The sequence below is a fragment of the Methanomassiliicoccus luminyensis B10 genome (genome assembly GCF_000308215.1).
Lineage (GTDB): Archaea > Thermoplasmatota > Thermoplasmata > Methanomassiliicoccales > Methanomassiliicoccaceae > Methanomassiliicoccus > Methanomassiliicoccus luminyensis.
In genome coordinates, this window is record NZ_CAJE01000013.1 from 172,607 (window position 1) to 198,378 (window position 25,772).

The 25,772-nt window shown below is 60.3% G+C and carries 31 protein-coding genes and 1 pseudogene; 17 read left to right on the top strand and 15 right to left on the bottom strand.

Translation table 11 applies throughout. The annotated features are described in order from the left end of the window. Positions 1 to 64 precede the first annotated feature (64 nt). Together WYS_RS07745 and WYS_RS07750 are read left to right on the top strand one after the other, a co-directional pair. Entirely contained in the window at positions 65 to 418 is a 354-nt protein-coding gene (locus WYS_RS07745) for a hypothetical protein (protein WP_147654354.1), read from the top strand. Positions 419 to 491: 73 nt separating this feature from the next. Further along, on the top strand, positions 492 to 662 hold the full coding sequence (locus tag WYS_RS07750; protein WP_019177600.1) for a preprotein translocase subunit Sec61beta: 171 nt from the start codon (positions 492 to 494) through the stop codon (positions 660 to 662). Here the strand turns inward: WYS_RS07750 and WYS_RS07755 are convergent. Then, positions 646 to 990: a cupin domain-containing protein gene (locus WYS_RS07755; protein WP_019177601.1), complete on the bottom strand. Its 345-nt coding sequence runs from the start codon at positions 988 to 990 to the stop codon at positions 646 to 648. The genes WYS_RS07750 and WYS_RS07755 overlap by 17 nt on opposite strands. A gap of 112 nt (positions 991 to 1,102) precedes the next feature. On the opposite strand from WYS_RS07755, the gene WYS_RS07760 reads away from it, so the two are divergent. Then, entirely contained in the window at positions 1,103 to 1,648 is a 546-nt protein-coding gene (locus WYS_RS07760; protein WP_026068935.1) for an inorganic diphosphatase, read from the top strand. 34 nt (positions 1,649 to 1,682) lie between these two features. On the opposite strand, the gene WYS_RS07765 is transcribed toward WYS_RS07760, so the two are convergent. Next, entirely contained in the window at positions 1,683 to 3,185 is a 1,503-nt protein-coding gene (locus WYS_RS07765) for a hypothetical protein (protein ID WP_147654355.1), read from the bottom strand. Positions 3,186 to 3,703: 518 nt separating this feature from the next. Between WYS_RS07765 and WYS_RS07770 the strand changes: the two genes are divergently transcribed. The 4 genes from WYS_RS07770 (at position 3,704) to WYS_RS14735 (ending at position 9,045) form a co-directional block, all read left to right on the top strand. After that, positions 3,704 to 4,489, top strand: a complete 786-nt coding sequence (locus tag WYS_RS07770; protein ID WP_019177604.1) for an ABC transporter ATP-binding protein — start codon at positions 3,704 to 3,706, stop codon at positions 4,487 to 4,489. A gap of 86 nt (positions 4,490 to 4,575) precedes the next feature. Further along, on the top strand, positions 4,576 to 5,064 hold the full coding sequence (locus WYS_RS07775) for a CBS domain-containing protein (RefSeq protein WP_019177605.1): 489 nt from the start codon (positions 4,576 to 4,578) through the stop codon (positions 5,062 to 5,064). A 180-nt stretch (positions 5,065 to 5,244) separates the two neighbouring features. After that, a complete protein-coding gene (locus tag WYS_RS14730) occupies positions 5,245 to 7,020 on the top strand; it encodes a cation:proton antiporter (RefSeq protein ID WP_019177606.1) in 1,776 nt (591 codons plus the stop codon). 114 nt (positions 7,021 to 7,134) lie between these two features. Then, positions 7,135 to 9,045 carry an ATP-binding protein gene (locus tag WYS_RS14735; RefSeq protein ID WP_019177607.1) on the top strand — a complete coding sequence of 637 codons (1,911 nt, stop codon included), beginning with the start codon at positions 7,135 to 7,137 and terminating at the stop codon, positions 9,043 to 9,045. A gap of 120 nt (positions 9,046 to 9,165) precedes the next feature. On the opposite strand, the gene WYS_RS16010 is transcribed toward WYS_RS14735, so the two are convergent. Continuing rightward, complete coding sequence (locus WYS_RS16010) at positions 9,166 to 9,312, bottom strand: hypothetical protein (RefSeq protein WP_162137718.1); 147 nt, start codon at positions 9,310 to 9,312, stop codon at positions 9,166 to 9,168. Between the two features lie 292 nt (positions 9,313 to 9,604). Here WYS_RS16010 and WYS_RS14740 point away from each other — a divergent pair, with 292 nt between their 5' ends. The 7 genes from WYS_RS14740 (at position 9,605) to WYS_RS16370 (ending at position 17,866) form a co-directional block, all read left to right on the top strand. Beyond that, complete coding sequence (locus WYS_RS14740; protein WP_019177608.1) at positions 9,605 to 11,095, top strand: APC family permease; 1,491 nt, start codon at positions 9,605 to 9,607, stop codon at positions 11,093 to 11,095. Positions 11,096 to 11,381: 286 nt separating this feature from the next. Then, positions 11,382 to 13,211, top strand: coding sequence for an ABC transporter ATP-binding protein (locus WYS_RS07795; protein ID WP_019177609.1), 1,830 nt, complete (start codon positions 11,382 to 11,384; stop codon positions 13,209 to 13,211). 2 nt (positions 13,212 to 13,213) lie between these two features. Continuing rightward, on the top strand, positions 13,214 to 14,959 hold the full coding sequence (locus WYS_RS07800) for an ABC transporter ATP-binding protein (protein WP_019177610.1): 1,746 nt from the start codon (positions 13,214 to 13,216) through the stop codon (positions 14,957 to 14,959). A gap of 102 nt (positions 14,960 to 15,061) precedes the next feature. Continuing rightward, complete coding sequence (locus tag WYS_RS07805; RefSeq protein ID WP_026068937.1) at positions 15,062 to 15,649, top strand: MptD family putative ECF transporter S component; 588 nt, start codon at positions 15,062 to 15,064, stop codon at positions 15,647 to 15,649. 11 nt (positions 15,650 to 15,660) lie between these two features. Continuing rightward, positions 15,661 to 16,344, top strand: coding sequence for an energy-coupling factor transporter transmembrane component T (locus tag WYS_RS07810; RefSeq protein WP_019177612.1), 684 nt, complete (start codon positions 15,661 to 15,663; stop codon positions 16,342 to 16,344). Further along, entirely contained in the window at positions 16,341 to 17,192 is an 852-nt protein-coding gene (locus WYS_RS16365; protein ID WP_201798833.1) for an ABC transporter ATP-binding protein, read from the top strand. The genes WYS_RS07810 and WYS_RS16365 overlap by 4 nt, the downstream gene beginning before the upstream one ends. After that, positions 17,096 to 17,866 carry an ATP-binding cassette domain-containing protein gene (locus WYS_RS16370; RefSeq protein ID WP_201798834.1) on the top strand — a complete coding sequence of 257 codons (771 nt, stop codon included), beginning with the start codon at positions 17,096 to 17,098 and terminating at the stop codon, positions 17,864 to 17,866. The genes WYS_RS16365 and WYS_RS16370 overlap by 97 nt, the downstream gene beginning before the upstream one ends. Before the next feature lie 33 nt (positions 17,867 to 17,899). On the opposite strand, the gene WYS_RS07820 is transcribed toward WYS_RS16370, so the two are convergent. Beyond that, positions 17,900 to 18,265 carry a hypothetical protein gene (locus WYS_RS07820; RefSeq protein WP_147654357.1) on the bottom strand — a complete coding sequence of 122 codons (366 nt, stop codon included), beginning with the start codon at positions 18,263 to 18,265 and terminating at the stop codon, positions 17,900 to 17,902. A gap of 595 nt (positions 18,266 to 18,860) precedes the next feature. Here WYS_RS07820 and WYS_RS15645 point away from each other — a divergent pair. Beyond that, positions 18,861 to 18,968 (top strand): annotated as a pseudogene (locus tag WYS_RS15645) (AAA family ATPase); the annotation flags it as partial. 203 nt (positions 18,969 to 19,171) lie between these two features. Continuing rightward, the gene (locus WYS_RS14745; protein WP_162137719.1) at positions 19,172 to 19,456 is read left to right on the top strand and encodes a YdhR family protein; all 285 of its coding nucleotides are present in this window, start codon (positions 19,172 to 19,174) and stop codon (positions 19,454 to 19,456) included. A gap of 321 nt (positions 19,457 to 19,777) precedes the next feature. Here WYS_RS14745 and WYS_RS07830 read toward each other — a convergent pair whose 3' ends face one another. The 6 genes from WYS_RS07830 to WYS_RS16525 all read right to left on the bottom strand — a co-directional run bounded on the left by WYS_RS07830 (position 19,778) and on the right by WYS_RS16525 (position 23,051). After that, positions 19,778 to 20,929 carry a tyrosine-type recombinase/integrase gene (locus tag WYS_RS07830; RefSeq protein ID WP_162137720.1) on the bottom strand — a complete coding sequence of 384 codons (1,152 nt, stop codon included), beginning with the start codon at positions 20,927 to 20,929 and terminating at the stop codon, positions 19,778 to 19,780. A gap of 138 nt (positions 20,930 to 21,067) precedes the next feature. After that, on the bottom strand, positions 21,068 to 21,712 hold the full coding sequence (locus tag WYS_RS07835; protein WP_019177616.1) for a hypothetical protein: 645 nt from the start codon (positions 21,710 to 21,712) through the stop codon (positions 21,068 to 21,070). A gap of 86 nt (positions 21,713 to 21,798) precedes the next feature. Continuing rightward, positions 21,799 to 22,008, bottom strand: a complete 210-nt coding sequence (locus WYS_RS16015; protein ID WP_147654358.1) for a hypothetical protein — start codon at positions 22,006 to 22,008, stop codon at positions 21,799 to 21,801. Between the two features lie 192 nt (positions 22,009 to 22,200). Further along, complete coding sequence (locus WYS_RS07845; RefSeq protein WP_019177618.1) at positions 22,201 to 22,467, bottom strand: hypothetical protein; 267 nt, start codon at positions 22,465 to 22,467, stop codon at positions 22,201 to 22,203. Positions 22,468 to 22,502: 35 nt separating this feature from the next. Continuing rightward, on the bottom strand, positions 22,503 to 22,718 hold the full coding sequence (locus WYS_RS07850; protein WP_019177619.1) for a hypothetical protein: 216 nt from the start codon (positions 22,716 to 22,718) through the stop codon (positions 22,503 to 22,505). Positions 22,719 to 22,916: 198 nt separating this feature from the next. Further along, complete coding sequence (locus tag WYS_RS16525; RefSeq protein WP_272898438.1) at positions 22,917 to 23,051, bottom strand: hypothetical protein; 135 nt, start codon at positions 23,049 to 23,051, stop codon at positions 22,917 to 22,919. A gap of 143 nt (positions 23,052 to 23,194) precedes the next feature. Between WYS_RS16525 and WYS_RS15650 the strand changes: the two genes are divergently transcribed. Next, on the top strand, positions 23,195 to 23,362 hold the full coding sequence (locus WYS_RS15650; protein WP_019177622.1) for a ribbon-helix-helix domain-containing protein: 168 nt from the start codon (positions 23,195 to 23,197) through the stop codon (positions 23,360 to 23,362). A gap of 28 nt (positions 23,363 to 23,390) precedes the next feature. Here WYS_RS15650 and WYS_RS07870 read toward each other — a convergent pair whose 3' ends face one another. From WYS_RS07870 to WYS_RS07890, 5 genes are all read right to left on the bottom strand, one after another. Further along, the gene (locus WYS_RS07870) at positions 23,391 to 23,771 is read right to left on the bottom strand and encodes a hypothetical protein (RefSeq protein ID WP_019177623.1); all 381 of its coding nucleotides are present in this window, start codon (positions 23,769 to 23,771) and stop codon (positions 23,391 to 23,393) included. A gap of 228 nt (positions 23,772 to 23,999) precedes the next feature. Continuing rightward, positions 24,000 to 24,782 carry a hypothetical protein gene (locus tag WYS_RS07875; RefSeq protein ID WP_394296330.1) on the bottom strand — a complete coding sequence of 261 codons (783 nt, stop codon included), beginning with the start codon at positions 24,780 to 24,782 and terminating at the stop codon, positions 24,000 to 24,002. Positions 24,783 to 24,960: 178 nt separating this feature from the next. Next, positions 24,961 to 25,131: a hypothetical protein gene (locus WYS_RS16020; protein WP_155897737.1), complete on the bottom strand. Its 171-nt coding sequence runs from the start codon at positions 25,129 to 25,131 to the stop codon at positions 24,961 to 24,963. A gap of 1 nt (position 25,132) precedes the next feature. After that, the gene (locus tag WYS_RS07885; RefSeq protein ID WP_019177626.1) at positions 25,133 to 25,366 is read right to left on the bottom strand and encodes a hypothetical protein; all 234 of its coding nucleotides are present in this window, start codon (positions 25,364 to 25,366) and stop codon (positions 25,133 to 25,135) included. After that, entirely contained in the window at positions 25,363 to 25,635 is a 273-nt protein-coding gene (locus WYS_RS07890; protein ID WP_019177627.1) for a hypothetical protein, read from the bottom strand. Before WYS_RS07890 ends, WYS_RS07885 begins: the two co-directional genes overlap by 4 nt. Between the last annotated feature and the right edge of the window lie 137 nt (positions 25,636 to 25,772).

Sequence of the window (25,772 nt, forward strand, 5' to 3'; positions counted from 1 at the left end):
GTCCACGGCAACTACGTGGTTCTCGGGTCAAGTGACTTATCGGTCCTGCACATATAGTATGAGCATGACCTTGTCGACCGAAGTGAGGAGCATCGCCCATCAGCGGATCAGGGACATCAAAGAGGAGATGCCCGGGGCGGAGATATTGGAGGAATGGATGGAGGACCGGGTGGTGCTCTCCATCACGAAAGAGAACCGCACGGTGGAGTGCGATTTTGTGGAATCGACCAGCTCCTGCCACCAGAGCAGGAGGATGAACGAGTACTATGACGTTCTAGGCAAAGGCTTCATGCTGAGGATCATCGTCCCCCAGGGAGACGTGAGCGGCGAGATCGTCCGGATGAAAAGGGTGAAAGACACATCCCGGTTCGCCATCCTCGGGTACGAGAACAACGCCATAACCCCGGCAAGGACCTGACGCGGAACGTCGGGGACGGCGAAGTATCGACAAAAAGTAAATAAGTCAGAGGGAGAATCAAGGCCCGATCAAGATGCCCCCGCAGAAAAAGAAAGGCCAGGGATTCCAGTCCGCAGCCGGTCTCATCCGTTACTTCGACAGCGAGGTCGACAAGGGCCTGGTGCTGAAGCCCACGTACATAGTCGGGGCCATCATCGCCACCGTGGTCGTGGTAACTCTTCTGAAGATCATATGGCCGGTTTGAGGCCGGTATCCCGATAGTCCTCGCGCGGCGGGGCGAACACATCGATCACCAGCGAATCTTCCAGGACATCCACCCCGTGTACCTCGCCAGGGGCGATGCTGTAGCCGTCGCCCGCCCCGATGGCGATGTTTTTACCGTTCATCTTCAGGACTATACTTCCCCTTACCACCGTCCCCACCTGCTCATTGGGGTGGGAATGGTCCGGTATCACGGATCCCTTCTCCAGGATGAACTCGATGATCTGGCAGCCCTTCCCGCACGCCGCTTCCCGCCTTGTGATGCCCTCGGAAACGCGGCTCCGAGCCGAGCCCTTCTCGCGACATATCATGGACTCCCGGAGGCGTTAAGGGGATTAGGCTGTTTTCGTCATCCTCGCCTCCGGACTTTTCTGAGGAAAAACAGATAAATGAGGGCGTGCTCTGAACCGCCGGGTGAAAAAGATGACTATGTGGACGAACCTCCCCGCCGGCAGGGACCCGCCGAACGTGGTGAATGTTATCATTGAGACGCCCAAGGGGAGCAAGAACAAGTACGAGGTCTCCAAGGACTATGACGCCATCCTCCTGGACCGCGTGCTCCACTCCAGCGTGGTGTTCCCTCTGGAATACGGCATGATCCCCCGTACTTACTATGAGGACGGCGACGCCCTCGATGCCATGGTGGTCATGTCCGAGCCGACCTTTACCGGGTGCGTGGTGGAGGCCCGTCCCATCGGCCTGCTGAGGATGAGGGACGAGAAGGGCGCTGACGACAAGGTCCTGTGCGCCGCGGTGAAGGACCCCCGGAACCGCGAGTATCACGACCTCTCGGACCTGCCGACCCACTACCTGGAGGAGATCGCGGAGTTCTTCCGGACCTACAAGCACCTGGAGGAGGGGAAGAACACCGAGGTCATGGGATGGGAGGGCAGGGAGTCGGGACTGCAATGCGTCCTGAACGGCATGGACCTGTTCCAAAAGACCTTCGGCGATCTGGTGAAAAAATAAGAAAGGAGGCGGGGGGCCGCCTTTTTACGCCCCTTTACCAATCCTCTTCCACTTTCTCTATCTTCCTTTTGGCGGTCGAACCGGTGCGCTTGGCCTTGGCGGAGGTGCTGGAGCTGGCCTTCTTAGCTGACGGCGCCCTCTTGGAGGGTGGGCGCTCCTCGACCTCGCCGTACTCGATCTCCCTGACCTCGCCGTAGGACTGGCGGGGGCGCACCCGGGCGGCCTCGCGGTGCCGGGCCTCTTCCTCCCGATATCTCTCGCGGGCCCGGTCCCGGCCTTCGTCCCATCTCTCCCGGGACTCTTCCCATTGGCGTTCGGGATACTCGTCGCCCATCCCCTCGCGGAAGCCCGAGCTGAGCTCCCTGCTCACCGATGCCATCCTGCGGAGGGCCCCCCCAATGGTCGCCCCGGCGCTGTAGGCGGTGTCCTCGGCATCGCGGCCGGAGGCGGACTCCCTGGCCCGTTCCTCGGCCTCTCTGCCCCATTCACCGGCCCGGTGGCTGGTCTCCCGGCCCCACTCACCGATCCGGTGGCCCCAGTCCCTGCTCCGGCTGACCGCTTCGGTGCCGTAGCGCTGGGCGCTCTCGGACCCGCGGCCCCAGGCGGCGTGGGCCTTGCCTCTGAAATGGCCCGCGGTCCGGGGGTCCACCCATTCCCTCTCGTCCTCGAAGACGCCCCTCTCCTCAACGCGCCTCCCGGGAGTGCTCTCCACGACCCGCCTCTCCGGCACGCTCTCTCCGGGGCCGATGTACCTCTCGCCGAGGAACTTGTCAGGCTGTCCCGGCTTGATCTCCCATCTCTCCACGTACCTCTCCGGCACCGTTTCCTTGTAGGTCACCGTTTCGTACAGAGGCTCCCGGCGCACGTCGAACGGCGAGGTCTTGGGCACGGGACGCTCCTCCGGCGCGTATGCTCTCGCCCGAGGCCGGTCGTGCACCAGCTCGCGGTGCACCGCAGCCTTGCGCGCCGGAACGGGCCTGGCCTCCTCAACATGGCGGACCGTCTTGGACTTCTTCACTGGATGGTGGCGCTCGGTGCGCTTGCGGTGCGTCTCCGGGGCCGCCTTCACCCGCCTCGCCGGGGGCTCCCTGTTCCGTATCGGCTCGTTCCAATAGCTTTCCGGACTGGCCCGGCCATACGGCTTTACGAACGTCTCGGAATAATAGCTCCCCGTCCCGGCGGGGTAGTCGGTGCGGTCCGAGCCGCTCCTCCTCATCTCCTCCTCGGTGAGCTCCCTCGTATGGGCAGGAGGCTCCCGGTTGCGGAAGGGCTCGTTGAACTCGCTCTCGGGGCTGGCCCTCCCGACGGGCTTGACGAAGGTCTCCGAGTAGTAGCTGCCAGTCCCCGCGGGGTAATCAGTGCGGTCAGATCCAGTCCTCCGCATCTCATCTTCGGTCAGATCTCGCCTCCCCCACATCTTGCCTTCCGCTTCCCAGGGGACCCTCGGCTCGCTCTCGTATCCGGCCTCCTCGAGCCTGCGGAGCCTCTCCTCGTCATCCCGCTTCCTTTCGATGTTTCTCCTCTCTTCGTTCATCATCATGCCACCTCAGCATCGCTTGGGCCTTCCGCCGAAGCGCGGTCCGTCCGGCCTGCGGCGATGGTCCGTTCCGTTCTCGCGGAGCGGGGGCCCGGCTGTTCCCAGGGCTCCGTGGTCGTTCGCAATCTCCGGGTCCCACCCATCATTAACCCGTCACCGTCCCGCGATCCTTGGCTTTATTACGGAATCATGGGGTCTTTAGTGTTACCTCATATGATATTGCCACACCCAGCATAGAATTGCAAAATGAGCGGAAAACCGCGCCGAATGCCGCCGCGGCGCGCCCGTGGGCAATGTCGGCCGCCCCGGAACGGGCGCATCTGGCGGGGTTCCTGCCTCTTTGCGCTGGCGAAAGATGCGGGAGCCTGGCCCGGCGGGGGCAGGGCCGGTCGGACCGGGCAGGATAGCGGCGGGGACGCCGCCACCAGCGTGGACCGAGGCGGCCTCCCGCTGACGGAGCGGCCGCTGGGAAGGGGCCGCGAGAAGCAATGAAATAACCGTGGTCCGATGGGGGACCGATGCCCGGCGAAGCGATCGTGGAAATGCATGATGTCACCGTCACCGTGGGCCGCACCGCGCTCCTGAGGAATGTGGACCTTCGGATAGGGCAGGGCGAGAGGGTCGTCATCCTGGGTCCCAACGGGTCCGGGAAATCGACCCTCATCAAGACCATGACCGGCGACCTCAGGCACGACACCTCCGTCCCCGGCTCGTACGTCAGGATCAGGGGCGAGGAGCTGTGGGACCTGTTCGAGGTCCGCAGGGCCTTCGGCATAGTGTCCGGCGAGCTGCAGGTCGACCTCAGAAGGGACATGGAGGCGGCGGAAGCGGTCCTCTCCGGCTTCTTCGGCTCCATCGGGACCAATAGGTCGCAGAAGATGAGCGGGGAGATGGAGCGGAAGGCCCTGGACGCACTGGCGCTGGTCGGCTCGGAGCACCTGGCCCGACGGAAGGTGAACACCCTATCTATGGGAGAGGGCCGCAGGGTGCTGATGGCCAGGGCGCTGGTCAGTGATCCCGAGGCGCTGATCCTGGACGAGCCGATGAACTCGCTTGACCTTACCGGGAAGCACCTCGTACGGCAGGCCATGAGCTCGCTGGCCCGCAGCGACAGGACCGTGGTCATGGTGACCCACGATCCCTCGGACATCGTCCCCGAGATGGAGCGGGTGGTCATGCTGAAGAACGGGCGGATCTTCAGGGACGGCGGGATGGACGTCCTGAACGAGGCGAACCTCTCCGAGCTGTTCGAGGTCCCGGTGAGGCTCGCGAGCCTGGACGGACACTATTTCTCGTGGTCCTAGGCGGCGGGGCATTATTATCCATGCCCGGGGATGGAACGGGCCGGACCATAGCAACTATCAAGTACTCGCCCCCGGTTCTAACAGGCATGGCCGACGATAAGAGGTTCTCCGACCTTCTGGTCGCCGATGTTTATGAGACCATGGTGAAGACGCCTTCCCGCATAAAGAAGGACGCTTCCATCCGCGACGCCATCGAACTGATGATCCAGAACACCCTCTCCAGAAAGGTCTATGTCGTGGACGACGACGGCAAGTACCTCGGCACCGTCAACTCGGAGACCATTCTCCGCCTCATAGGGTACCGCGTGGGGGTCAGGGACTCCGGGGGATGGTCGTTCATACGCTTCCTGCGCGACGCGTTCAAGGAGGACGTGGGCAGCATAATGGTCAAGGGGCGGACCATATCAAGGGACACGCCGCTGGTCAGGGCGACGGAGATCATGGTGACCGATCACCTCAACGACCTGCCGGTGGTGGACGAGGAAGGAAAACTCATCGGTGAGCTGGTGAGCCTGGAGCTGTTCATGCAGGGCCGGACGCTGTTCGAGCCGGGCGAGAAGCAGGTCGAACTGTGACGCTCCCGGGACCGGCGGCCCTTCCCGGGCCCATAAAAAAATCTTTTTTTGTATATTCTTATGAATTTTATTTGTCGAGAAATAGAAATTATGGATTTTGATATTCGCAGCTCTACATATATCAATGCAAAATGCATTCACTTCTAACCTGCCGCTAGAAATCGGGGGTCACGTGGTGAAATGAGCGAGGAGATCCGGATAGTCACAGACATGACGCTGTTGCTTCTGGCCTCCGGCGTTTGCTCCATTGTTTTCGCCAAAATAAAGATGCCCCCCATCCTGGGCTACTTGGCCGCGGGCATCATCCTCGGCCCGACCATGTTCCCCGACCTGTGGGTAGAGACTAGCACGGTCTCCTTGCTCTCCGGCATCGGCATCGTGCTCCTGATGTTCTACATCGGGCTGGAAACCGACATGACCAAACTGAGGAAGACCAGCATGAAACTGGTGTTCGTGGTCTGTTTCCAGATGCCCATAGTGGTAGCGATAGGCTACCTTTCCGGCATCATGATGGGGTTCGATTCCGTCCAGTCCATATTCCTGGGCGCCATCATCTCGGGCACATCCACCGCAGTGGTGGTCGGCGTTCTGAAGGAGACCAAGCACATCGATCACGATACGGCCAAGACCATCATCACCATCACCATCTTCGAGGACGTGGGGCAGGTGCTCATCCTGACCATGGCCGCGCCTCTTCTGGCCGGCGACGCCCCCGCTCTCGGCTCGACGGTCAACATGATAATGGGCCTGATCCTGTTCCTCGGCCTGGCCATAGTCTTCGGCATGACCCTGGTGCCGCGCGCCCTCGACTACGTAGGCAGGAAGTACTCGGCGGAGATACTGCTCATCGTGGCGGTGGGGCTGTGCTTCGCCATGGCCACCATCTCCGCCACCATGGGAATGTCCATCGCCATCGGCGCGTTCATCATGGGCATGATGATCTCGCTGTCCAAGTACAGCGGGCAGATCGCCTTCAAGGTCGAGCCGGTCAAAGAGCTGTTCATGGCGGTGTTCTTCATCTCCATCGGGCTGCAGATAAGCCCCGCGCTGATCGTCCAGAACATCGGCCTCGCCGCCGCCATCGCCATCGTGTTCATCGTCAGCAAGATCGGCAGCGTGTGGCTGGGCTGCTACCTCGTAAACATGACCGCCCAGAAGAGCTTTGTAGTGGCCACCAGCCTGGTGGCCATGGGAGAGTTCGCCTTCATCATCGCCAAGCTCGCCCTGGACGCCGGGATCGTCACCCAGGACTTCTACTCCGCGGTCATAGGCGCCGCGCTCATCACCATGGTATTCATGCCGCTGCTGGCCAAGGTGCAGCCCCAGGTGTTCCGCGAGCTTTCCAAGCGCACCCCCCAGAGGGTGCGCGATGCCATGGCCCGGATCGACGGCATCAAGCTGGTGGCGGCCAACCGCTTGCTCCTCCCCTCGCCGGCCAAGAGCAGCATCAAGCGGGGCCTCTCCCTGATCTTCGTCGATTTCATGGTCATCGTGGTGGTGATGCTGATATTCAGCACCCTCGGCAGCCCGCCCAGCTCCGCCGCCGATCCGAACCTCAACGTCCTGCCGCAGGAGATCCTGCTGCTCCTAGCCATAGTGGTGGTCAGCCCGGCCCTTCACAATGTGCACTATCACATCAAGACCATTGCCAAGGCCCTCACCTCCCTGACCATGGGGTCGCGGAGGTACAGCAAGGGGAGCGAGAAGCACATCTACACCATCTATTCCAACCTCGGGAACGCCACCATGTTCATCGCGTTCCTGTTCCTGATCATGCTGTTCATACCGGACCGGGGCATGATCAGCCTTCCGGGACTGGTGATTATCGGGGTCACCGCCGTCATCATCGTCTACCTGGCGTGGGACACCATCAGGCGCGGCTACGACAAGTTCTATGCCCTGGTGTCGAAGAACGAGTCGGAGCAGACCGTCGAGGAACGCCCCGACAAGGTCTGAGCGCGCGCATGTGCTTAGCCCCAGGCCTCCTTGCGGCCCCTGCAAATGTGGAGAACATATAAATGCAAAGGAGAGCGGTCGCGCTAACAATTCTCCGCTACGACGAAGGTTGGCATGACCACCGCGAAAGGCATTTCCGTCCTCGTCGTCGATGACGAGCCTGCATCGCTCAGCTTGACAAAGGAGTATCTGGAGCGAAGCGGCTTCGCCGTGACCGGGGCCCCCTCCGCCGCTGCCGGGCGGGAGCTGGCCCGCTCCCGGCCCTTCGATGCCATCGTAAGCGACTACATCATGCCGGAAATGAACGGCGTGGAGCTGCTGAAGGCCATAAGGGCCGAGGACATTGCCACGCCGTTCGTCCTGTTCACGGGAAGGGGGCGCGAGGAGGTGGCGGTGGAAGCCCTCAACAACGGCGCCGACTTCTATCTGCACAAGGGCTTCGAGCCAGAGTCTACCTATGCCCTTCTGAGCCGAGAAGTACAGAACGCCGTGCACAGGAGAAGGGCGGAGGAGGCCCTCAAGGAGAACGAGGCCAGGTTCCGCTCCCTCTTCGAGAACATCGATGACCGCTTCCAGCTCCTCAAGGTGCTGCGGGACGAGGACGGCGAGGTGCGGGACATGGTGATCCTGAACGTGAACCCGGCGTACGAGCGGTTCGTGGGGAAGAAGGCCGGGGAGCTTGTCGGGAAGAGCATCAGGACTGTCATCCCGGACCAGGACCCAGCCTGGATGGCGCTATTCGGGGAGATCGAAGAGAGCGGCACCCCCAAGAGGGGGCGGTCGTACGACAAGGCAAGGGACCGATACTATGACACGCTGATATTCCGCTCCGCCAAGGGGCAGGTGGGCACCATATGCCGGGACGTCACCGAGCAGGTGAAGGCGCAGGAGAGGGCCAGGAAGCTGATCGAAGAGACGGACCGGCAAAAGGCCCAGCTGGAGACCATTCTGGAGGCGCTGCCCGTGGGGATCGGCATCAGCGACGCTACTGGGAAGGTCATCATGCTCAACGATAACATCGATGTCATCTGGCGAGGAAAGGCGCCCCGGCCGAAGGGCTTCGAGGAGTACGGGGCCTACAAGGCATGGTGGGCCGATACCGGGAAGGAGCTCGCGCCGGAGGACTGGGGAGTGTACCGGGCCCTCAAGAACGGCGAGACCTCCCTGGGAGAGGTAATCCGCATACAGCGCTTCGACGGGACCCTGGGGACCATCCTTCACTCCGCCACCCCGACCAGGGACGGGGCCGGGCGCATCGAGGGCGCCATCGGCGTGATCCAGGACATCACCGACAAGGTCACCTCCGATAAGGCGCTGAGGGACCGGGCCGAGGAGCTGAGGCGCTCCAACGCGGAGCTGCAACAGTTCGCCTACGTGGCCAGCCACGACCTCAAGGAGCCGCTGAGGATGGTCACGAGCTACCTGCAGCTGCTGGAGAAGAAGGACCGGGACAACCTGGACGAGAGGTCGAGGGGGTACCTCCGCTTCGCCGTGGACGGCGCCAAGCGGATGAACGATCTCATCGACGATCTGCTGGCGTACTCGCGGGTGGGGACGAACACGATGAAGATGGCCCCGACCGACATGAACGAGATCGTGGACATCGTGCTAGGGGACCTCAAGAGCGTGATCGACGAGAACGGGGCGGATATCGCTCATGATGAGCTGCCGACGATCATGGCCGACCGGACCCAGATGGTGCAGCTGTTCTTAAACCTCGTCGGCAACGCCATCAAGTTCCGCGGGCTCGCGCCGCCGAGGGTGCGCGTTTCCGCCGAGGTCAGGGGGACGGAGTGGGTGTTCTCGGTGCAGGATAACGGGATAGGCATCCCCAAGGACCAGCAGGACCGCCTGTTCCAGATGTTCCAGCGCCTGCACACTCGAGAGGAGTACCCGGGGACGGGCATCGGACTGGCCATATGCAAGAAGATCGTGGAGCGCCACGGCGGGAACATCTGGGTGGAATCGGAGAGAGGGGAAGGCGCTACCTTCTCGTTCTCGATGGTGCGGGACTCCGGGATGTGACGGGAGCGATGTGGGCGTCTTTCTGATACGGGCGATGTTCGGTCCGAGGGACCTCATCACCCCGACCATGCGTTAAAGGCCGTGCCCGGGCGCTGCCTGCCCCTCGCCACGGGGGAGCCCTCAGGCACTGAGGGACGAGGGAGATGCGTCCGCGATCTCGAAGCGGTCCCGGAGGTTGTTGCGGAAGGGAGCTTGCGCCGCCGGCCCCAGCGAGGCATGCTTTGCTGATGGCCTGCTGCTATGCACGAGGGCGATAACGGCGGCCATGCCGGCATAAGACGGGGAGCCTTGTTCTGAAGCATTGGTGAGCGAGCGGGATCTCGTGCCTCGCATTCTCCATTCTCATTATATTTCACTTAATCCAAGTTCTACCCCATAGCGGCAGGCTCGGAGAACGGGCCGGGCTCCGCGCTCATCGGTATGCCGGGGGAGAGGCGGCGAGACGGGAAGCACCGGGCGCGTCGCCCGATCTCGGGGAAGGGACGATATGAGGAGGCAGAGGGCCGGTGGCAACGCATCGCGGACATGACCGGCAATGGATGGACATCGAGGTGTCGGGTTGGAAAAGGTCACCATTCGAAGGAAGCTCAACACGTTCGACGTGACCAATCTGGTAGTGGGGTCGATCATAGGCGCGGACATCTATGTGGTCACGGCCATAAGCGCCAAGCTGGTGGGCCCCTCGTCCCTCCTGGCGTGGGTGGCCGGCGGCATCATCGCCATGGTCATAGCCATGTCCTTCGCATACTGCGTGATGATCCGCCCGCGGGTGGGAGGTCCCTATGCATACGTCACCGAGGTATCCAGCCAGTTCGTCGGCTTCGAGGTCGGGTGGGCCCTCCTCCTGGCCGAGTGGTTCTCCCTGTCGGTATTCCCAGTGGCATTTGCCCAGTACTTCACCGCGCTGGTCCCCGGCGTGGACGGCATGGGGCAGGTGCTGCTGAAGGCGGCGTTCATCGCCATCATCTTCTCCACCAACGTGGTGGGCACCATGACCGCCGGCCGATTGAACGACGGGCTGACCATCGCTAAGCTCACTCCCCTCGTCCTGATCGTATTGGGAGGCTTGGCCTTCATGTTCACCCAGCCAGCCACGGTGGCGTCCAACCTCACCCCCTTCTTCACCGGGGATGCCGCGGACTTCGGCCACGCCCTGGTGCTGGTGTTCTGGGCCTTTGCCGGCTTCGAACTTAGCACGCTACCGGCCAATGAAGTGGAGGCCCCCGAGAGAACGGTGCCCAGGGCCATCGTGCTGGGCCTGTTCATCGTCATCGGGTTCTACCTCCTCACCAACCTGGTGGTCATCGGGGCGATGAGCGAGGCCAGCCTGGTGGCGTCGACCAGCCCCCTCATCGACTCGACCAGGGCGCTGTTCTCGCCGCTGGGGGCAGGGGCCGGCGCCGTCGTCCTGGTAGTGGGAGTGGGTGCCCTCCTGTCCATCCTGGGGGCGGACGAGTCGGGCACCATCGGAACTTCTCGCCTGGCCTATGCCATGTCCGCGGACGGCCTGCTGCCCCACCGCCTGAGCAGGCTGCATCCTCGCTACGGCACCCCTTACCTGGCCCTCGCCGGGCTGTGCGCCACGGCCTTCGTGGCATCGCTGCTCGGCGGGCTGAACGCTCTCATCAACACCTCAGTGTTCCTGCTCACCTTCGTCTATCTGGCCACCTGCATCTCGGCCATCCTGCTGGCCCGCCGGCACAAGGAGGAGGCCGCGCGGCTCCGGGTCCGCCCGTGGATCTGCGTCCTGGGCGCGGCATTGGCGGTCGGCCTCATGGTCATGGTCGAGCCCACGGAGATCCTGATAGCGCTGGTCCTGCTGGGCCTCGGGGTGCCGATCTACGCCTTCTTCTCGCCGCGGAAGGAACTCACCGAGGTGAAGCGGATGCTGCTGTCCCGGGAGAGCGTCGCCCGGCAGGCGCACCGGCAGACCAAGAGATTCCTCGCCCTCCCGGTACACGGCCTCCGGACACTGTACCAAAGGCATACCGGAACGGGAAATGCGTTCCGGTCCGATGAGGAGGCCGAGGACCGTCCGAACAAGCGCTGAAGCGGGGATGGCCGATGATGCCTGACCATCCAAGCATCCCAATGAAAATAAGACATGGACGTAGATCGTTCCCCGGTCGGCGGCTTTGTCCCCGTCAATGTCGTTATTTCGGAAGCCCCTCCCGCGCCCTGGCATCGGCCTGCAAGCTGCCGCCCATAGGTGGCACCAGCCCCAGGACCAGCTCTGCGGATGGCATACAACCGGGTGCCCAGTAACAAGCCTTTTATAGAGGAAACATGCATCACCATTGAAATTTAGGATATCCTAAATCTTCGAAGGGGAAATAATGGAGAAGAAGTCCACGCTGGGACGATTGATGCAGTTCACTACGAACTGCCGGGGAAAGATCAATGCATCGGTATTGCTGGCCGTGATCGGCGTCGCCGCGGGGATGGTTCCCTACTTTGCCGCCGCCGAGATCGTGATCGCGCTCTTTGAAGGCGGAAGGGACACCGGGTTCTACGTGCTGTGGTGCGGCGTCGCGCTGGCAGGCCTCATCTCCAAGGTGGTCCTCATGAACGTGTCCACCGCGCTCTCTCACGCCGCGGCGTTCCAGACGCTGAAAGAGATACGACTGGCCATAGCTTCCAAGCTGACCAGGGTCCCCATGGGGTACCTCTTGGAAACCCCGTCGGGAAAGTTGAAGAACACCACGGTCGACAAGGTAGAAAGCCTGGAGATCACCCTGGCCCACATCCTTCCCGAGATGACCTCCAACATACTGGTCCCGATATTCATCATCGCGTACATGTTCACACTGGACTGGCGCATGGCCCTGGCCTCCCTGGCCACCCTGCCCCTGGGGCTCCTCTGTTTCATGCTCATGATGAGGGGGTACACGAAGAGATGGAACGAGTACACCGCCGCGAGGAACCACATGGAGTCGACGGTGGTGGAGTACGTGAACGGCATCGAGGTCATCAAGGCGTTCAGCCAGTCCGCCAACTCGTACCAGAAGTTCACTGACGCGGTGAAGGGGAACGCCCGCGCCGCCCTGGACTGGATGAAGGACATGCAGGTCTACTTCTCGCTGGGGCAGGCCATCTGGCCGTCCGTCCTGGTGGCAGTATTGCCGATAGGGTGCTGGCTGATGATTAACGGAGCGCTGCCGGCCTGGACCTTCATAACCATAATGATCCTGTCCCTGGGCATAGTCGGCCCGATGGTCGCAGCGGTGTCGTTCACCGACCCCCTTGCCCAGGTGGGCACGGTCCTGGGGGAGATATTCGAGGTCCTGGACGAACCGGAGCTGGCCCGGCCCCAGGACGAGAAAGAACTGAAGGGCACCGAGATAGTGCTCAAGGATGTGACCTTCGCGTACAAGGACAAGCAGGTGCTGAAGGGCGTGGACCTTGCTGTCGAGCCCGGAACGGTCACCGCGCTGGTGGGCCCATCGGGCAGCGGGAAGTCCACCATCGCGAAGCTGATCGCCGGATTCTGGGACGTCCAGGGCGGCAGCGTCACCCTGGGCGGCGTGAACATCAAGGACATCCCCTCGCACCAGCTCATGAACAATATCGCGTACGTGTCCCAGGACAGCTATCTCTTCGACGACACGGTCCGGGAGAACATCAGGATGGGCAGGACCGCCGCCACCGACGAGGAGGTGGAGAAAGCGGCCAAGGCCTGCGGCTGCCACGACTTCATCATGGACCTGGAGAAAGGCTACGACACCAGGGTGGGCAGCTCCGGCGGACAGCTTTCGGGGGGCGAGAGGCAGAGGGTGGCCATCGCCCGGGCCATGCTCAAGAACGCGCCGATAGTCGTCTTCGATGAGGCCACCGCCTATACCGACCCGGAGAACGAGGCGCTGGTCCAGTCCGCCGTGGCCAAGCTCGTGCAGGGAAGGACGCTCATAGTCATCGCCCACCGGCTCTCCACCATCGTCGACTCCGACAAGATCGTGGTGGTGAACGACGGGAGCATCGCGGCCACGGGCACTCACGACGAGCTGCTCGAGAAGTGCGGTCTTTACCGGAGCATGTGGAAGTCGCACATCGGCGCGAGGGACAGCTCCGAGCCGGTGGCCGCGCCCCGGAGGAGCGCGAGCAAGGAAGGGGGATGCCTGGGTCCGAAGGACGCTTCCAAGGGGCGCCCGTACCCGGGGGAGGCGTAGACATGCTCGGCTCGCTCCGTAAGATATATGATTTCGCGGGAAAGAACAGATACAGGCTGACCCGGAGCATCGTCTTCGGCGTACTGAGCTCGTTCTTCAATGTGCTCATGCTCCTGGCCATCGCGGTGGTCCTCAGCGCGCTGATCGACGGCTCCATCGGAACGGGGACGGCGCTGCTGTCGCTGGCCGTAATGATCGTGAGCATATGCGGGAAGTTCGCGTTCGGCTATTTCGGGGACTACAACAAGAACGCGTCCGGCTGGCAGATGTGCGCCGACAAGCGCATTGAGATCGGGGACCGCATGAAGTACATGCCCATGGGGTACTTCAACCAGAACAACCTGGGCAAGATCTCTTCCGCCGTCACCACCACGATGTTCGACATCGAGGTCATCGCCCCCATGCTCATGGAGACCGTCATCCACGGCATCATTCACACCCTGATCCTGACCGCCGCCATCCTGGTGTTCGATTGGAGGATCGGGCTCATCGCGGTAGCAGGGATCGCCGCGTTCTCCGCCGTCAACTCGCTCATGCTGCGCAGGTCCCATATCTACGGGCCGCGGAGGCAGGCAGCGCAGGCCGATCTGGTGGAGACCACCCTGGAGTACATCCAGGGGATCAGCGTCCTCCGGTCGTTCAACCTGGCGGGCTCCAGGAACGAGAAGTTCCGCAATGCCGCGGATGGCAGCATGAACGGCAGCCTGCGCATGGAGAAGGCCATGATCCCGCTGGTAGCGCTCCAGCAATCGGTGCTGCGGGTCACCAGCGCGGCCATCATCCTGGCCTCGGTCCTGTTCTACCTGGACGGGACCATGGGCCTGGCGATATGCGTCATCATGGTCATCTCGTCGTTCATACTGTTCGAGCAGCTGGACCGGTCCGGCAGCAAGGCCTCCCTGCTCAGGGCCATCGACGTCTCCATCGATCGGGTCAGGGAGCTGGACAAGACCCCGGTCATGGATGTCGACGGCGAGGCCATTACTCCGACGGATCATGACATCGTGATAAGGAACGTCGATTTCTCGTACGGGGAGAAGAGGGTGCTGCATGACATCAACATCAGGATCCCCGAGGGAACGACCACGGCCATCGTGGGCCCCTCCGGCAGCGGGAAGTCCACGCTGTGCAAGCTCATCGCGAGGTTCTGGGATGTCAGCGGGGGAAGCATTACTCTCGGCGGCAGGAACGTGAAGGACTACACCCTGGACAGCCTGCTGAGCAACATCAGCATGGTATTCCAGAACGTGTACCTGTTCAACGACACCATCGCCAACAACATCAAGTTCGGCAAGCCCCACGCCACCATGGAGGAGGTCGTCGAAGCGGCCAGGAAGGCCTGCTGCCACGATTTCATCATGAGCCTGGATAACGGCTACGACGCCGTGATAGGGGAGGGAGGCGCCACCATCTCCGGCGGGGAGAAGCAGCGCATCTCCATCGCCCGGGCGATCCTGAAGGACGCGCCGATAATCTTACTTGACGAGGCCACTGCGAACGTCGACCCCGAGAACGAGAGCAAGCTCCAGGAGGCCATCGCCGAGCTGACGCGGGACAAGACCATCATCATGATCGCGCACCGCCTGAACACGGTGAGGAACGCGGACCAGATAATCGTCCTGGACAACGGCGAGATCGTTCAGAGGGGCACCCACGACGAGCTCATGGGCCAGGAGGGGATCTACGCGGACTTCGTCAACATCCGCAGGGAGGCCATTGGCTGGAAGCTCAAGGTGAGACCGGCCTGATCTCGTCCGGGAGGGGGTTGCGCAAGGCGACCCTCGCTCCCGGGCCCTGGACGCTATTTCGAGGGCATTCGCGCCACATTTTGTCGAAGGAGAGTTGAGAACATGGAAAAACTGACAACGAAGGACTTGGTAACTACGGGCATTTACTCGGCAATATTCTTCATCATCAATATGGCTATGATGATGCTCACGGGGATAGCTCCGATCCTGTGGCTGGCGATGGCGCCGGTCCTCGGGCTCCTGTGCGGCGTCATCTACATGATGCTGATAACCAAGGTGCAGAAGTTCGGCCCCGTGCTCATCATGGGCATGATCGTTGCGGTCATCTACTTCGCCACGGGCGGGTTCACCTGGATGATACTGGCCACCTTCGCGGTGTGCGGCCTGGTGGCCGAGCTCATACGATATGCGTTCGGATATCAGAGCTTCAAGGGCAACCTTGCCGCCTACTGCGTTTTCGCCCTGGGGGTCATCGGCTCCCCCCTGCCGCTGTGGGTGATGGGCGAGAGCTTCACCAACGGCATCCTCGATTCCGGCATGGACCCCGGGTATGTGGAAGGGATGCAGGCCCTGATCTCGGAGTGGTCCCTCGCGGCGGTGATCATCGCGACCGTCGTCGCCGCGCTGATAGGCGGGCTGATCGCCAGGAACGTGCTCAAGAAGCAGATGAAGAAAGGAAAGGTCTGCTGAGGTGCGTTAGAGTGAAGAAGCTGGAGCTGGACCCCAGGACCAAGCTCGCCCTGCTGGTAATCGTGAACGTGTGTGCGTTCACGACCACCTCCATATATTTCGAGGCGGCGACCGTCCTCCTGCTGGCTCTACTGCTCACGGCGTGCGGATGCCCTAAATTGGCCACGTTGTGGGCGGCCGTTTTCGGCACGCTCGTGGGCATCCAATTTCTTGTACTGCCCCACCTGCCGGACGTTCTCGTCTCCCCGTTCTTCATCATGGCGGTGTTCGCGCGAAAGGTCCTGCCCTGCGGGATGGTGGGGACCTTCATACTGAAGACGACCTCGGTCCGGTCGATAATGGTGGCTTTGAGCAAGTGGCATGTCCCCCGCACCTTCCTGATACCTCTGGCAGTGACCATCCGGTACTTCCCGGCGCTCAGGGAGGAGTACTCTCACATCAGGGACGCCATGAAGCTACGCGGGATAAGAGGCCCTCTGAAAAAGATCAAGTGCATCTACCTCCCACTCCTGAACTCCGCTTCCCAGACCGCCGACGAGCTGAGCGCGGCGGCCATAACCAGGGGGATCGAGAACCCCGCCCCCAAGACATCGGTGCTGGACGTGCGCTTTCACGCCCAGGACTATGCATGCACCGCCATGGCCTTCGTCTTCCTGGCATCGGTGCTCGCCGCGAGATACGGACTGATGGCATGATCGACATAGAGGACGTTTCGTTCAAATACGGGTCGGAGGAGCGCGAATGCCTGAAGAGCATCGACCTGCACATCTCGAAGGGCGAATGCGTCCTGCTGTGCGGCAGGAGCGGCTGCGGCAAGACCACCGTGACCAAGCTGGTCAACGGCCTGATACCCCATTTCGATGAGGGCGAACTCCGGGGGAAGGTCACCGTGGCAGGGATGGACGTCGCCGGGACGGAGATGTACCGGCTCTCCCAGAAGGTCGGCTCGGTGTTCCAGAACCCCAAGACCCAGTTCTTCAACATCGACTCCGACAGCGAGATCGCCTTCGGCCTGGAGAACCAGGGGATGGAGCCCGGCCGGATAAGGGAAAGGATCGACGAGACGGTGAGGCAGCTGCGGGTGGAGGGCATCCTGGGAAGGAACCTGTTCGAGATGTCCGGAGGGGAGCGGCAGCTCCTGGCCTTCGCCTCAGTGCACGCCATCGATCCGGACGTGTACGTGCTGGACGAACCTTCCGCCAACCTGGATAGGGATGCTATCGACCAGCTGCGGGAATGCCTGATGACGATAAAACGCCAGGGAAAGACCGTCCTCATCGCGGAGCATCGGCTGTACTATCTCATGGACATCATCGACAAGGCCGCGTACATGGATTGTGGAGAGGTGCGGCGGGTGTTCAGCCGCGATGAGCTCCTGGCCTTGCCGATGGGCGAGAGGAAGGAGATGGGGCTCAGGACGCGGACGGCCCCCGGACGAGGGAGGACGTGGTCGGGGACGATCCCGGAACGCCCTGTCGCCCGGACCTGGAGGTCCAGGGGCTCTGCTGCAAGTTCAAGAAAAGAACGGTACTGGGCGATGTGAGCCTCTCGGCGTCGGGCGGAGACGTGATCGGGGTATTGGGAGAGAACGGGGCGGGAAAGACCACCCTCATGCGGTGCCTCGCGGGGCTGCTGAAAGAGCGCGGTGGCCGCATATGCATCGGCGGCGAACGGATGAAACCCCGGCAGAGGACCGAACAGCACTACATGATCATGCAGGACGTGGGGCACCAGCTCTTCGCGGAGAGCGTGTGGGACGAGTGCCTGCTCTCCGATGACGAGGCCCCGGAGGAGGCCGTTGAGAACGTATTGAAGGAAGCGTCCCTTCTGGAGTTCCGGGACAGCCACCCCATGGCCCTCTCGGGGGGCCAGAAGCAGCGGCTGGCCATCGCCACCGGCGTCCTGAGCGACAAGAAGGTGCTCATTTTCGACGAGCCGACCAGCGGGCTCGATTATTTCAACATGCTCAGGGTGAGCGACATCATCAAGAGGCTGGCCGGCGAAGGGCGCATCGTCTTCGTCGTCACCCACGACATGGAGTTCCTGGAAGCTACGTGCAGCAGGGGGATCATCATGGACAAAGGGGCCATCGTGAAGCAAAGCCTCCTGGCGACCCCCCATGGCCCCTGCGGGCCGCCGGCCGTCCCGCGCGATGCCTGCGCCGCTCCGTTCCCAGGGAGAAACGAACCCGCCCAGGCCGGACCCGTGCGCGAGTGAAGGCATCGAGAAAGGCCCCTAGCCCTCTCGCATCTAGCCTTTCCACCAGTTGTACAATATCAGCACCCCGACGCTCATGATCAGCAGGGCGACCAGTATCAGCAGGTCCACCCCGAACAGGAAGAGGATCCCGAGGATGCCCAGGACCGCGAGCAGGGTCCCCCATATGAATCGATACCTGCTCTGAGACGGCCCCGCGGCATATCCTGGATGCCGTTCCCCCTCCTCACCGAAGCTGAGGATGATGAACGTAATGCCCACCAGCAGGACCAGTATCGCCGGGAAGAACCAGAACGAAAGATCGCCGACGACGATTATGACTATTGCCGCCGCCAGGACCAGGAGCATTATGCCGGTCAACATCTGCGCCTGACCTCTTCCCTGGGTGTTCGTACTCATGAACTCCTCCACTCCACCGTGCGTGATGCTTACTGGGCGTTCCCGGCGATCTTCGACACCGAGGGCCCGCTCTCCCGCGGCAGAGAATGGTCTTGCGGGTTTATTTCATCTGGGGTGCTTCATGGGGATTGAGGGGCGGTCGAAGTATCGCAAGGCCCTGTTGTAAAGCCATCATGACCAAAACTCCTTGCGCATGGCCAGCTAAAGAAGGTCGAACAACGCTAACTTGCACCGCACCTCGTTTTTTCGACCTTTTTCGAACGGCATCTCAAGCGATATCCAATGGTCTCGGAAATTTTGCACAAGGCCGATGCGGCTAGACCCAACGACAGTGGTGTAAGCACTGTTTTGGAGACCCGTATTTACGTCAAAATGTCCGCCAGCTGTCCCACCTGGGCATAACTATCATAGTCCTGGCCGCCTCTGGGCAGATAGCCATGATGTGTAGTGTAAAATGAGGCTCACCTCAGTTGATCGAGAATTGTCGCTCGTAACCCCACACACCTACACTGCACAACAGGGGCGAAAAGTAGATGCTTTAATAATATATTTTGAAATGAACCGTTGCTGAGAATTGATTCGATGAAAAAATTGCATTCTATGGAAGGGAGGGATTGGTAAATCAACAACTGTTTCTAACATCTCAAGATCTCTTGCGGACATGGGATGTTCGGTCCTCCAGATTGGATGTGACCCTAAAGCAGTCTTCCATCCAGACAATATCCTATTCCTCTTATCAAAGCTGTGAAAGCCCGTTGAACAAGGCTTCCAGAAATCTCTTCAAAGTCTTTTTCTATCCTCTCGAAAGAATCTTAATCACATCAAGCACTCATTCCGATGAGGATGAAAGGACATATATTGAAATGCTTTTTATCTCTCAATCTCATCCAGATTGGAGGTTATTTCATGGAAGTGGTTCTCATCTTATTCAAGAGTGACCTGCCCAAGGATAAGGTCATAAAGAATTTCGAGGCAAGAGCTGACCTGTACCGTGCCGTTCCTGGCCTGGTGCAGAAGTACTACATCCATGACGAAGCGACCAGTCATTTTGGCGGCATCCATGTTTTCGATTCCAATGAGAGTGCTGAGGCGTTCATGAACTCGGATCTAGTGAAGAGTATCGGCAATGCACAGAAATCCCATGAGCCGCCTATCATTCGCCTCCTTCACGTAGATCTGGTTCTTTATTAAGGCCAACAACTAACGGACAATGCGGGAGGCTCGATTTTCCCGACGGGAAGCATGTCTGTCCTTACCCAGACAATAGCTTATTGCCCTTTACCAAAGTTACAAAAAACACAGAGATTCTACGCAGATATGAATCTCATCGACGCTGGAAGCAAGCTTCGGAGAGCGTGGTCCGAGACCACACAACAAACGTCGCAGAACGTGAATGCACCCCTCAAACAGGGTGTGAATCTGTGGCGGAGAAGCAAAATTCTTTCAAGGCTTTGATAGGGGTAGCGGCTATCTGCCTGGATATGGTTGATAGTGCTCCCGTCGGGAAACACCTCAGAAATAGCCAGGAAGCCAGTTTTTAGAATCAATTCCGTGTTTTTCAGTATTCGATGCCTGCGATATTAACCGGGCCTTTAGCTCCTCGACGCTGCCCATTCCTAGGGCTTCAAGGAGTTCGGCGATCGGTCCCGTAACATCAGCTTTGTTATGTGATGCTGATGTTTCATTCTTCCATGCCTTCTCGATACGCGAACCGGCGCTCTCGGCGCTAATTTGGGCATAGTAGCGCTGAGTCGTTAGTATGCTTGAGTGCCCCAGCTGGGTTGATACATCGGGGAGGAGGTTGGGGTCCTTCTCTACCGTGAGCGTGGCGAAGGTGGGCCGGAAGTCCTTGAGCCTGAAGTCTATGCCCGAGGCTTCCTGGATCTCCTTCTTCAACTCCCGGAAGTGGTTTGAGCTATAGCTGCCGTCCTGCCCGCTCCGGAGGTTCGGGATCAGGAAGGTGGCCTTCTTTCGACCATAGTACCGCAGCAGGTCATCACGCTCTTGCAAGAACGTTATGAACCCCTCGCGGTATGGCGGGGTAATCGTGACGGTGCGGTTCTCCGCCCACACTCCCGCCCCCTTCGGCGTGCGGACGTATAGCCGCCACCGTCGGGTGTCCAGGTCCTCGATATGGGCTAGGCGGAGCTCTGACGGTCTTAAGCCCGTAGCTACATAGGCGATCGTCAATAGGCGGGCCTTCGCCCTCCGCCATCCCTCCGGCTCTCCCGATGCGCTGCTGAGCTCGGGGGCCGCGTCCTGGATGGTCTCCAGGTCCTCGGCCCGCAGCGCCCTTATGGGCTTCCTGCCGGCCTTCTGAGGGAATTGGTAACCCTCCTCCCTCATCTTCTCAATCACTCTGTTGCCGTTCATGGTGAGCACGCCCTCCAGCTTCGCCAGGTATCGGACCTGCGTGTCGGGGTCCAGCGCCTTGCCCTTGTGGGCCGAGGGGTCACGCATCCAATCGAGGAACGCGCGTATCTCCTTCGGCCCCATCGAGCTCGGTCCGGTGGTCTTCAACTGGCCCTCCTCCCTCATCGCTTCCATGTTGTCGGCGATGTGGCGAAGTATCCGACTGTCATTGTCCAGGGTGCTCTTGCCCACCTGCAGCCTCCTCCTCTCGATGTATCTCTCGACAGCGGCCTTCAGAGGGTATCTGCCCATAGATTTCCCCCTGCGTTCCCGCTGCTCTGCCTTGCTGGGACGCCCTCGCTTGCCTTCAACTCCAAGAGGTGCGCCCTCGGCCTTGATATGACCTTCCGATGTAATAAGGCCTGTCGAGAGGAGGGAGGCGGCCATTGATCACGCTCTTTTACTCTTACCCCAGGGTTTCTCTCCCTGGGAATGCCCCGCCGTCCAGAAAATATGAGCCGCGTGCTCGACTCCATGATCCGGGTTATTCTCTACGAAGTCACCCAGGGCATTTATTACGGCCCGCATCCAGAGGTCCTTGATCTTCGGGACCTCTGCCTGGAGGTAGTTCACCATGCTCAGCCTGCCCGCCTTCTTGACCTCCTCAACCAGGTGCTGCAGGAGCTCGGGGTCGGTGGCCGGTCGATCGTAGATGCTGCCGGAGTCCACCACGCTGCTTAGATCGAAGTCCGGAAGGTGCAGGTAGTTCGCGTGTTTGATTGGCGTGACCTTCCAGGACGGCTCTCGTTTCTTGATTTCGCCAATGCTCCGCTGCCAATCTTCACCGCAAAGGCCCATGTCCGCCACGTCCCTGAAGACCGCGAACCCTTTCGTCCGGACGATCTCCATGATTTCGGGAATCTTCGGGCGCCAATGAGCTTCCGACTTACGCTTCTTAGGGGCCGTCAAGCCTGCGATCACCGCCCTGAGTTCTTCCCGCTCCCGCCGGTTCTCTTCGAGCTCGGCCCTTAGCTGCTGCAGGAGGTCCACGAAACCGTCCCAGGAGCGATCGCCCTCTGTCGGGTCCGCGTCCATGCCTACCCTCCCTTGAAGTGCAGGCAGGAGGCGCCGCAGCGCGTCCGCTGGGGGATTGTGCCTGTATCCATGCCCCTCCCCCCCGATCAGGACCGCTCTACGATGTCCAGCCGCTTGATGGACGGCTTCTGATACAGCAGTTCAGCGCCAGGTATGTTCTTGATGGCATCTTTCAGATCGGGGATGCGTTCCAGCGGCATCCTCAAGATCAGTCCATAGCTCACAAAAGTCTCATCGGACGATCTGTCCGGCCCTTCCTCGTTCCCGTTAGGGTTATATGTTGCGTTGTTTCTCATTGGGTTCGCCTCTCTATGGGGCCCCGAGGGTACTGGCGTAGGAACCTTTCCCTCGGGTTATTTGGCGAACCGGACACCAGAGCATTTAGCATTTATGCCTACGACGCTGATTACTTGCAATAAAAAGAGATAAATGGGCCCCGCCGCGGAGTGGGGACCTGGCACGACAAGGAAAGTGTAAGAATTTGTCGATCAGGTGACCCGGAGCCTCGGCCTGATGTCCTTGACCGTGGGGAAGACCTTTTCGAACTCGCCCTCCTCCAAGATGACGGTGCTAATGGGGGTGCCGTATTCGGTGCGTTCCCTGAGTCTGTCAGAGTAGTTCTTGCACTTCTGGGCGGCCACTCTGATGTCCCGGGCCGTGAGATTGCTCGGGACCCTATAGGCACCAATAACATGGTCATCTTCTTCGTTCATGTACCACAGTTCGCCGTCGGTTACATCGACAACATAGGTCATTTTAGTCCTCCTCGGATTCTATTTCATCTCGTGATTTATATATCTGATTCGGATGCTGCTTCCTCCATGGCACGCCCCTCTTCCCTGATCTTCCGCTCCGCCCATTGTGGCCACGTCATGTCAATCGAGTCTATCGTGACAATGACCGCTTCGGTGCCGCGAAGGGCTTTAGAGATCGCCGTGGGGAGCCTACCCTCGATCTCTGCAGGGTTCGCCTCTGTCGCGATCAGCAGCCTGACCTCGGCGATCATGCGACCACCTTCTCGCACACGTCCTTCCCGCCCTGGTGCGTTGTTCCGTTCTTCATATCATCCATCTCCTTCGCTTCTTCCTCGGGTTCGTGATCGTCCAGGACCTCCTCCACCATGAGGCAGAACCTCAGAGCCTCGGCGTCCCGGGGGCAGATGACGAAGAGCAGCCGCGGTGGCCGGGCCCGCTCGTGGGCATGATCACACCCTCCCGGCGAGCGCCGCGAGCAGCTGCTCGACATTGGCATCGAGGTTGACTGGCGGAAGGTCCTCTAGGGCAAGGTAGTAGCGTCCCTCGGGCCCCTTGAGGACCTTGTGCTCCAAACGGACACCCACTGCGCGCCTTCGATACTCCCAGCCGTCCGCCTTCACCATGCCAATCACAAGCATGTTCTACCCCCATTCGGTGGCAAGATTTGCCCCTTGGTATGTGTAGGTAGTAGTAAGTATTAATATTCTTTGGTAGTATGAGGTTGTCTATGGTAGCAAAAAAGAAGCAGGAGGAGGAACTGAAGGAGAAGGTTAGCGTGTCCCTATCAAAAGAGACTATTGAGTGGCTTGATAAAGAGGTCGAGGCCAAGGAGTTCGGCTCTCGGAGCCATGGCATCGAGAAGGCCATCGCAGAATACAGAAAGGGGAAGAAGTAAGGAAGCGACTAGGCCTTATCGGTTAAGCCTAGCCTTCTAGTTCTTCGGGTTTGATATCGTAATGCTTTATCCATCTCTGTACTTCCGGAGACTCCCAACTCTTTTTGGCTTTCTTGCTTTTTACCGCGGCATTTTTTACAGTCTTCAACATTCTGATCGTTGCTATTCGAGGGGCGGTTATAAGCTCCTTAAAGAATAGGTCATGCTCACCGCCTGGATTGGCTCGACCTGATTCTTCCCATTCTGCAAAGAGACTTTCAGGCATCTCCATTAGTCTAAGAGCTTCAGGGTATCCCATAGTCCCCGAGGAACATAGATTAAGGATTTTCTCTTTATCTTCCTGGGTCAGTTGAGAAGGCGTCTTGACATTATGCCAGTCGACAGTAAACTCGTCTAAAACCGAAGTCATAGTACTTCCATCGGCTCTGCACTTATGAACCTTGTCTATTGTCGGTAAGAGCTACCGTCGCCCAGCAGGATTTTTTCTAAGCGACAGCACAATCGAAGTGTCCCGTCCTCCCCTTCTCCCGCTGGGCGTCGCTTGCGTTTGTACCTCTGGGCGTGATTACTATTTTAGGAGCTATAGAATAATTATGTACCTCTGGGCGTCGGGCGGGGAAACGTTCCTATTGCATCATCAGCGCGTCCCGTCACGGTCCAGCCTGGAAATCATCGAATCCAGGACCGGCTGGTACCGGCATCTGCAGAAGGGAGGGTGGCCTTCTTCGAAGCGATAGGTGCAGCCGGGATTGGGGATGGGGTGCGTCTCCAGGGCCTCCTCGATCGAGAAGACCTTCCCGTGTGAAGACCGGCACGCTTCGCACCCGCCGACGGCGGAGATCTTGACCTCTCTGAACCTCTTCCGTTCCATTTGCAGGTCCATGTCGTTCGACAGCCTGATCAGGGGAGAGGGGTCCTTCCCCTGCGATTCCAGGAAGATGGCCTGCCCGTAGTAGATCATCTTCAGCAGATGCAGGTCCCCGATGTTCTCCAGAACGAGACGGTTGCTCAGTGACCAGACCGCATCGGCGTAGGTCCAGGGCCGTCCGTCCTTCCGGAGCTTGGCATATTCGGCCTCGATGGCGACCTTGTCGATGCCGTATTGGCGGAACAGACGGGCGCCGGTGTTGATCACGTGCAGCTCCGCCTTCCGTGCGTTGAGCTTCTTCTCGCCCTCATCATCCAACAGTTGGCGCTCCTTCGTCTCCGGGTTCACCAAGACATGCAGACTAGCCATGCAGTGAGGGCAGCTGAGCTTGGTCGACCGCTTGACCTCCACGATCTTCCCGCAGCGAGGGCAGGGCGAAGGCGGCAAAGGGCCGGCCTTCGGTCGGTCCTTCCTGACCGCGGATGTCCCTGTTCCGTCGCTGATGTCGGGCGAGTTCGCTCTACCGGTCGCCGTGACCTCTGGCCGCTCCATCTTCTCCCCACACCGCCCGCAAAAGTTCGCTGCAGCCCCAACCTCACTTCCGCATTTCGAACAGATTGTCATAGTCCCCTATCAGGAACGCGGGCGCCGTACATAATCGATATGTGATGAGCAGAACATCCCGCTCTCTGCGCGCCGCCTCAACTACCAGTGCGTTTCGGACCCCTTACTAACGTCCGTTCCCGTTAATGATCTCGGTGATGCTGCTTATCTCGCCCTTCTTCAGCGCATCAAACTTGTCCATATTAAGGCACGAGTCGCACACTATAGTTCGGCAGTGGGAACAGTCGCCGCACTTCTTGTCGGTGTTGTCCTTGCTTTCGCTCTTCTTCCTAGCCATATCATTCCTCCTTCTGGGCGTCATGCCGTCCTTTAGCTTCCACGTCGAGCATGATCACGCGCCGCCTGCCTTTCGGGGGGACCAGCCCACAGGTGTCGCACTCGTGAAGGTCGGCGGAGAGTACCCGCCCGTGGGGACACTCCAGCACCTTCAATGGGTCGACGATCAGGAAGCAGTTCCTGCCATTAGGGTTCAGGCGATCCTCCAGATTCTTTATTCTATTCTCGATACTCATCTTATCGTCTCCCCGATCTTCTTCTCGAGCTCCGCGAGCCTGCGTTCCAGGTCCGACTGCTCGCTCACCTTGGCGTATTGCCCGGCCAGCCCGGCGATGGCGTTGGCCACCGAAGGGTGCATCTTCCCGCTGCCGACCATGTTGATCGTCCTCGACAGCAGCGGCCGCAAGTCTCCGATCTCCTTGATGTTGCAGTTCTTCCATCCCTCGAGACCATCACGGAGCTTGGTCTTCCCGCCCTTTCTCAGCGCTTCCTTCCTCCGCTGCACGATCTCCGGCCTCTGGTCATGGACGGAACAGAACTCGCTGTCCCTGAGACAATATGCCCGGCAACGGCTTCCGTCCGGCCGGACGTGAGTACATCGTCTCGATGGTCCCGAAACTGACGGGGGGGCGGGGGTCATAA

Excerpts from the sequence above, each read along its gene's own strand:
- WYS_RS07745 (WP_147654354.1), top strand. The coding sequence starts at position 65 with ATGACCTTGTCGACCGAAGTGAGGAGCATCGCCCATCAGCGGATCAGG.
- WYS_RS07750 (WP_019177600.1), top strand. The coding sequence starts at position 492 with ATGCCCCCGCAGAAAAAGAAAGGCCAGGGATTCCAGTCCGCAGCCGGT.
- WYS_RS07755 (WP_019177601.1), bottom strand. The coding sequence starts at position 990 with ATGATATGTCGCGAGAAGGGCTCGGCTCGGAGCCGCGTTTCCGAGGGC.
- WYS_RS07760 (WP_026068935.1), top strand. The coding sequence starts at position 1,103 with ATGACTATGTGGACGAACCTCCCCGCCGGCAGGGACCCGCCGAACGTG.
- WYS_RS07765 (WP_147654355.1), bottom strand. The coding sequence starts at position 3,185 with ATGATGAACGAAGAGAGGAGAAACATCGAAAGGAAGCGGGATGACGAG.
- WYS_RS07770 (WP_019177604.1), top strand. The coding sequence starts at position 3,704 with ATGCCCGGCGAAGCGATCGTGGAAATGCATGATGTCACCGTCACCGTG.
- WYS_RS07775 (WP_019177605.1), top strand. The coding sequence starts at position 4,576 with ATGGCCGACGATAAGAGGTTCTCCGACCTTCTGGTCGCCGATGTTTAT.
- WYS_RS14730 (WP_019177606.1), top strand. The coding sequence starts at position 5,245 with ATGAGCGAGGAGATCCGGATAGTCACAGACATGACGCTGTTGCTTCTG.
- WYS_RS14735 (WP_019177607.1), top strand. The coding sequence starts at position 7,135 with ATGACCACCGCGAAAGGCATTTCCGTCCTCGTCGTCGATGACGAGCCT.
- WYS_RS16010 (WP_162137718.1), bottom strand. The coding sequence starts at position 9,312 with ATGGCCGCCGTTATCGCCCTCGTGCATAGCAGCAGGCCATCAGCAAAG.
- WYS_RS07795 (WP_019177609.1), top strand. The coding sequence starts at position 11,382 with ATGGAGAAGAAGTCCACGCTGGGACGATTGATGCAGTTCACTACGAAC.
- WYS_RS07800 (WP_019177610.1), top strand. The coding sequence starts at position 13,214 with ATGCTCGGCTCGCTCCGTAAGATATATGATTTCGCGGGAAAGAACAGA.
- WYS_RS07805 (WP_026068937.1), top strand. The coding sequence starts at position 15,062 with ATGGAAAAACTGACAACGAAGGACTTGGTAACTACGGGCATTTACTCG.
- WYS_RS16365 (WP_201798833.1), top strand. The coding sequence starts at position 16,341 with ATGATCGACATAGAGGACGTTTCGTTCAAATACGGGTCGGAGGAGCGC.
- WYS_RS07820 (WP_147654357.1), bottom strand. The coding sequence starts at position 18,265 with ATGAGTACGAACACCCAGGGAAGAGGTCAGGCGCAGATGTTGACCGGC.
- WYS_RS14745 (WP_162137719.1), top strand. The coding sequence starts at position 19,172 with ATGGAAGTGGTTCTCATCTTATTCAAGAGTGACCTGCCCAAGGATAAG.
- WYS_RS07830 (WP_162137720.1), bottom strand. The coding sequence starts at position 20,929 with ATGGGCAGATACCCTCTGAAGGCCGCTGTCGAGAGATACATCGAGAGG.
- WYS_RS07835 (WP_019177616.1), bottom strand. The coding sequence starts at position 21,712 with ATGGACGCGGACCCGACAGAGGGCGATCGCTCCTGGGACGGTTTCGTG.
- WYS_RS16015 (WP_147654358.1), bottom strand. The coding sequence starts at position 22,008 with ATGAGAAACAACGCAACATATAACCCTAACGGGAACGAGGAAGGGCCG.
- WYS_RS07845 (WP_019177618.1), bottom strand. The coding sequence starts at position 22,467 with ATGACCTATGTTGTCGATGTAACCGACGGCGAACTGTGGTACATGAAC.
- WYS_RS07850 (WP_019177619.1), bottom strand. The coding sequence starts at position 22,718 with ATGATCGCCGAGGTCAGGCTGCTGATCGCGACAGAGGCGAACCCTGCA.
- WYS_RS15650 (WP_019177622.1), top strand. The coding sequence starts at position 23,195 with ATGGTAGCAAAAAAGAAGCAGGAGGAGGAACTGAAGGAGAAGGTTAGC.
- WYS_RS07870 (WP_019177623.1), bottom strand. The coding sequence starts at position 23,771 with ATGACTTCGGTTTTAGACGAGTTTACTGTCGACTGGCATAATGTCAAG.
- WYS_RS07875 (WP_394296330.1), bottom strand. The coding sequence starts at position 24,782 with ATGGAGCGGCCAGAGGTCACGGCGACCGGTAGAGCGAACTCGCCCGAC.
- WYS_RS16020 (WP_155897737.1), bottom strand. The coding sequence starts at position 25,131 with ATGGCTAGGAAGAAGAGCGAAAGCAAGGACAACACCGACAAGAAGTGC.
- WYS_RS07885 (WP_019177626.1), bottom strand. The coding sequence starts at position 25,366 with ATGAGTATCGAGAATAGAATAAAGAATCTGGAGGATCGCCTGAACCCT.